This window comes from Beijerinckia sp. L45 (genome assembly GCF_009765775.1).
GTDB lineage: Bacteria > Pseudomonadota > Alphaproteobacteria > Rhizobiales > Beijerinckiaceae > RH-AL1.
Map to the genome: position 1 here is coordinate 154,338 of NZ_LMUU01000259.1, position 4,807 is coordinate 159,144.

Here is a 4,807-nt window from a genome sequence, read left to right on the forward strand (position 1 = left end):
GTGCCGTTCGAGGCCAAGGGCATCTCGCTGGAAGAGGCGATCGGGCAGTCCGCCGGCCTCGTCGACGAGCGGGCCGACCCCGAAGGCGTGTTCGTGATGCGTTACGAGCCGATCGCGGTGGCCAAGAGCTATGCCGGGATCACGCCGGAGCAGGCGGCGCTGCCGCTGGTGCCGGTGGTGTATCTCATCAACATGCGCGAGCCGGCCTCGCTGTTTCTGGCGCGGCGCTTCGCGGTGCACGACAAGGACATCTTGTACGTCTCGAACTCGCCGTTCAGCGACCTGCAGAAGGTGTTCGGGTTGGTGGGCACCCTGGCGTCGCCGGCAATCCAGGGCGCGTCGACGGCCAGCGTCATCCGCTAGCATACCCGCGGCGTTACGCCGTGGCCGGCTGAAGGAACCGCAGGCATGCGCCGGTTGTGGCTCTGGTTGTTTCAAAACCGCGAGACCGGCGCAATCACGATCGCCCAGGCGCCGAACCTGCTGCTCTGGATCGTCATCATCGGGAGTGCCGTCGATTGGGCCTGGCATCCAGCCGGGCGCCCGCACGTCGCGCTCGCGATCGTCGTCAAGGGCGGTCTCATTCTCTGGGCGCTCGACGAAATACTTCGCGGCGTCAATCCGTGGCGCCGCTGTCTCGGTCTCGGCGTTCTCGCCTATGGGATCCTGACCCTCCCGATCTGATCGGCCCGCGTCTTGCTTATGATTGTGCGCAATCTAAACGCGGAGTGACCCCCAGATGGCCGAAGCCCTGAAACCTGCTCATATCGTGAGCAGCATGATCGAACTTGGCTGGGCCAAGACTACCATGCCGGTCGGGCAGCTTCTTGTGCGCTCGGGTCTCGCCGGCGCCTTGCTCGGCGTCGCGACCACGCTGGCCTTCGCGGCCACCGCCCAGACCGGCATTCCGCTCGTCGGCGCGCTGATCTTCCCGGTCGGCTTCGCGATGATCGTGGTTCTCGGCCTCGACCTTGTGACCGGCAGCTTCGCGCTGCTGCCCATGGCGGTGATGGCCGGCCGCGCCACCGTCCGTCAGATGCTGGTCAACTGGGTCCTCACCTTCGTCGGCAATTTCATCGGCGCGCTCATCCTCGCCGTGCTCATGTATGTCGCGCTGACGAGCGCGGGCCATGATGCCGGCGGCCCGATCGGCGACAAGATCCGGGCGGCTGTGGCGGCCCGATCGGCAGGCTACGCCGCCATCGGCATGGACGGCCTGATCACCGTCTTCGTCAAGGCGATGCTCTGCAACTGGCTGGTGTGCCTTGGCGTCACCATGGCGATCGCCGCGCCCACGGTGGCCGGCAAGGTCATCGGCTGCTGGCTGCCGATCCTGACCTTCTTCGGCCAGGGCTTTGAGCATACCGTGGTGAACATGTCGCTGTTTCCGCTGGGCCTGATGATGGGCGCCAAGGCGACGGTCGGCGAATACCTTCTGTCGAACGAGATCCCGGTGACCATCGGCAATCTCGTCGGTGGCTTCCTCTTCACCGGCCTGGCGCTGTTCCTGGCCTACCAGAACCGCGAAGCCCGCGTGGCGCCGATGCCGGAGGCACGGCCCGTCCTGTCCTGACCGCCACGCGCGAGGTTCCGCGGCTTTGGCCGCCGGACGACAGCCCGAGAGGCACGCTACTGGGTCGGCGTGCCGCGGATACCAAGACCCTGCGCGGCCTTGACCACGGCCGAGGGCCGATACGGCTTCATGATCAGAATGCTGTCGGGAACCTGCCGGGCCGGTTCGCCGCTGTAGCCCGTGACATAGATGACGGGGAGTGTCGTGAATCGCTCGCGCGCCCGCTCTGCGACGCCCCACCCGTCGAGCAGCCCGGGAAGACGGATGTCAGTGAGAAGCAGGTCGACCGCCTGGTTGCCTTCCAGGATCGCGACGGCTTCTTCGCCCGTCGTCGCCTGCAAGACGTGAAAGCCGGCATCGTTCAATTCATCGGCGACGATGTCGAGAATCAAAGGCTCGTCCTCGACGACGAGGACGGACATGCGGGACGACTTAACCATTTGCCAATTCCAAGGAGCACAATCTCCGCCGACGAAAACCGCGGTTTCATCAACCACGCTATGAAACCGTCTCTGCGGCAACGCTTACGTTTTCAACAAATCGTGGCAGGTAAACCCGAACGCTCGTTCCATGGCCGATCCGGCTTGTCATCGTCGTATCGCCGCCCGATTGCTGGGCAAATCCCAGAACCTGGCTCAGGCCCAGGCCAGTCCCGTGCCCCAGCGGTTTCGTCGTAAAAAACGGATCGAACGCCCGCAGCGTCAAATCCGGTGGCATTCCCGTCCCTGTATCCGCAACTTCGATCGCCACAAATTCCGCATCGGCTGAAAGGTGGTTGGACTGTTCGCTTTGACCCGCTTGGATATTACGCGTCGTCAGCCGAATGGTTCCGCTTCCCGTCATGGCATCCCGCGCATTGAAAAGAAGATTGAGGATCGCGTTCTGGAGCTGGTTCGGATCGACCCGCACGGACCAGACATCCGGATCGAGTTGCGCGTTCAGTCGGACGTTCGTCGGAAGCGTCGGCCGGGATATCGACAGCGTATCGTTGACCACGTCGTTGACGGAAATGACCTTGGTCTGCAGCGGCTGCTGCCGGGCGAAGGCGAGCAGCTTGTGGGTGATCCCGGCCGCGCGTTCGGCACCGGTCATCGCCTTGGCGACGGGGTCGCGAAGCGCGCTGTCGTCCGGCAGCCGGCGCTCCACCCGCTCGAGATTGGCGACGACGATGTTCAGCATGTTGTTGAAGTCATGGGCGAGGCCACCGGTCAGCTTGCCGATGGCCTCGAGCTTTTGCGATTGCCGCAGCATCGCCTCCGTCTGGTCGCGCTCCGCCGTCGCGCGCTCCAGCGCTTCGAGGGCACTGTCGCGCTCGGCGATTCGCGCGACAAGGGTGCGGTTCGCCTCCTCAAGTTGCGCCTGCGAGGGCAGCGCCACGGCCTTGGGCAGCAGCGGCCACAGCGCACAGGCGGTGAACAGCGAGATGAGGGCAGCGCCCGCCTTGACGATGGCCTCGATGCCGTAATCCGGCACCCAGAGCGTCCAGATCGAGAGGAAATGCGTGGTGCCGCAGGCGAGGATGAACGCGGCGAAGCACCAGACGACCCAGCTGAAGCGAACGTCGCGGCGCTGCATGACGAAGCTGACGAGGACGAGCGGGATCGAGAAATAGGCCAAGCCGATGACGGCGTCGGAAATGGCGTGAGTCCAGACCAGTTCGGGACGCCAGAGCAGGCAGATCCCGTGCGGCGACAGGCTGTCGCTCTGGATCAAGCTCCGGAAGAAATCCAACACGGCGCTACCCTTCGGCGACGGTTCGCCCGCGTGGCAGATCGACTCGCGTGCAGCCAATGAAACCGAATCTGGACCTTACCGATCCAACGCTAAAGCTTTCATCGAATTGACGCGAATAGCAAGGCGGCGCATCCGAGCCCCGCGGATCCGCCATGTCCGGAGTCAGGCGAGGCTCGCCTCCTGCGTCGGTCGCTCGATGATCCGGCGCCCGAACAGGCTCGCGACCAGTTCGACGAGCACCAGCGCGCTCTTGCCACGCTCGTCGAGGAACGGGTTGAGCTCGACGACATCCAGCGAGGCTACCAGCCCGGAATCATGCAGCATCTCCATGATGAGGTGAGCCTCGCGAAACGTCGCGCCGCCCGGCACCGTGGTGCCGACGCCCGGCGCCAGCGTCGGATCGAGAAAATCCACGTCGAGGCTGACGTGAAGAAAGCCGTTCGCGGCCGCGACCCGCGCAAGAATGCGACGGAGCGGCGCGACCACGCCGAATTCGTCGATCGAGCGCATGTCGACGACGTCGATCTTGCGCGCTTCGAGCAACGCCCGCTCGCCGTCGTCGAGCGAGCGGATGCCGATCAGCGACACGTTGGCCGGGTTGACGCGCCGGCCGGGTTCGCCGCCGAGAACCGCTTCCAGACCCGGCTCGCCGCAGAGCGCGGCCAGCGGCATGCCGTGCACATTGCCCGACAGCGAGGTTTCCGGCGTGTTGAAATCGGCATGGGCGTCGAGCCAGAGGACGAACAATTCGCGGCCCTGCGCGGCGCAGTGGCGCGAGACACCGTCGATCGAGCCCATGGACAGGCTGTGATCGCCGCCGAGCACGACCGGAAAAGACCCGGCATCGAGGATCGCGTGGACGGCGTGGCTCAGCGCCGCCGTCCAGGCGGTGATTGCCGCGAGGTTGCGCGGCCCCGGGGACGGCGGCAACACGGTTCGGTGTATGCCGGCAATCGACAGATCGCCCTGGTCTTCGACGCTATGGCCGAGCTGTTCCAGGGTGCGGACGAGGCCCGCGGTGCGCAGCGCCGCCGGTCCCATCAGCGCGCCGCCGAGGTTGGTGCCGGCTTCGATTGGGGCGCCGATGACGGCGATCGGCACGCTGCTCGCTTGGCTTGGCTTCATCGGCATGGGCACTTCGCAAGACGGAGGTCAGCTTTCGCGCCGATGGGAGACACGGATTGCCCGGCTTTTGCAAGCAATTGTGCGCCTGCGAGCAAGCCCGTGGCGGGGGGCGTCCCTAAGGTGACGGCGTGCGGCGAGGCATGGTCAGGCGCCACTGGTCAGCAGCTGCAATGGAGCTTGTTCGATGTTGAAGACGCTTATCGAAACCGTGCGCCGCCGCCACGCCGCGCCGCTCGCGGCAGGGCTTGTCTGCATGACGGCGGCGCTGGCCGTGCCGCAGGCCGCGCAGGCCGCCGCCTCCCCGGCGCCCGCAGCCTGCACAGCCCTGCAGGCGAAATACCCGCAGTTCAAAGGCAAGGCGCTGGTCAACGCGAT

At 65.7% G+C, this 4,807-nt stretch carries 5 protein-coding genes and 2 pseudogenes; 4 read left to right on the top strand and 3 right to left on the bottom strand.

Annotated features, from left to right (window positions below):
- The 3 genes and pseudogenes from GSQ79_RS26935 to GSQ79_RS26945 all read left to right on the top strand — a co-directional run.
- A pseudogene (locus tag GSQ79_RS26935) lies at positions 1–363 on the top strand (sugar transporter); the annotation flags it as partial.
- 45 nt (positions 364–408) lie between these two features.
- Positions 409–684: a hypothetical protein gene (locus tag GSQ79_RS26940; protein ID WP_158811813.1), complete on the top strand. Its 276-nt coding sequence runs from the start codon at positions 409–411 to the stop codon at positions 682–684.
- A 94-nt stretch (positions 685–778) separates the two neighbouring features.
- Positions 779–1,573: a formate/nitrite transporter family protein gene (locus tag GSQ79_RS26945; RefSeq protein WP_158811814.1), complete on the top strand. Its 795-nt coding sequence runs from the start codon at positions 779–781 to the stop codon at positions 1,571–1,573.
- A gap of 56 nt (positions 1,574–1,629) precedes the next feature.
- Here GSQ79_RS26945 and GSQ79_RS26950 read toward each other — a convergent pair whose 3' ends face one another.
- The 3 genes from GSQ79_RS26950 to rocF form a co-directional block, all read right to left on the bottom strand.
- Positions 1,630–2,013, bottom strand: a complete 384-nt coding sequence (locus tag GSQ79_RS26950; RefSeq protein WP_158811815.1) for a response regulator — start codon at positions 2,011–2,013, stop codon at positions 1,630–1,632.
- Positions 2,014–2,071: 58 nt separating this feature from the next.
- Complete coding sequence (locus tag GSQ79_RS26955) at positions 2,072–3,307, bottom strand: sensor histidine kinase (protein WP_158811816.1); 1,236 nt, start codon at positions 3,305–3,307, stop codon at positions 2,072–2,074.
- A gap of 162 nt (positions 3,308–3,469) precedes the next feature.
- Positions 3,470–4,438 (bottom strand): arginase, encoded by a 969-nt coding sequence (gene rocF, locus GSQ79_RS26960; RefSeq protein WP_246725613.1) that lies wholly within the window; start codon positions 4,436–4,438, stop codon positions 3,470–3,472.
- Between the two features lie 178 nt (positions 4,439–4,616).
- On the opposite strand from rocF, the pseudogene GSQ79_RS29960 reads away from it, so the two are divergent.
- Positions 4,617–4,807 (top strand): annotated as a pseudogene (locus GSQ79_RS29960) (ABC transporter substrate-binding protein); the annotation flags it as partial.